Source organism: Streptomyces sp. P17 (genome assembly GCF_032436805.1).
Lineage (GTDB): Bacteria > Actinomycetota > Actinomycetes > Streptomycetales > Streptomycetaceae > Streptomyces.
Genome location: NZ_JAVRBF010001295.1, coordinates 1 through 247, shown reverse-complemented (window position 1 = coordinate 247; position 247 = coordinate 1). Strand labels below are relative to the sequence as shown.

General features: G+C 34.4%; 1 protein-coding gene. It reads right to left on the bottom strand.

Going from position 1 to position 247, the window contains the following annotated elements; genetic code table 11:
• Positions 1-247 (bottom strand): hypothetical protein (locus RMT89_RS44740; RefSeq protein ID WP_315889483.1); only part of this gene is annotated, 247 nt, incomplete at both ends.

Sequence of the window (247 nt, the reverse complement as noted above, 5' to 3'; positions counted from 1 at the left end):
TACGTTTTCATCCTTTTCACGCAATCGTATTTTATCTGATACTTTTGTTATTGAAAACTGTCGGTGTCTGATTTCTTGCAATTTGTCAACAAGTTTTTTAATATGGTCATCTTTGAGATATTGCATATCCTCTCCGGCTTTTTCGATACTTAAAAGCGTATTTGCAGCTACAAATTTTGTTTCGAGATTAGGTAGCGGACGTATTCCAAAATTATTTGACACATCGTCAGTACGTTTTTGTTCGCAA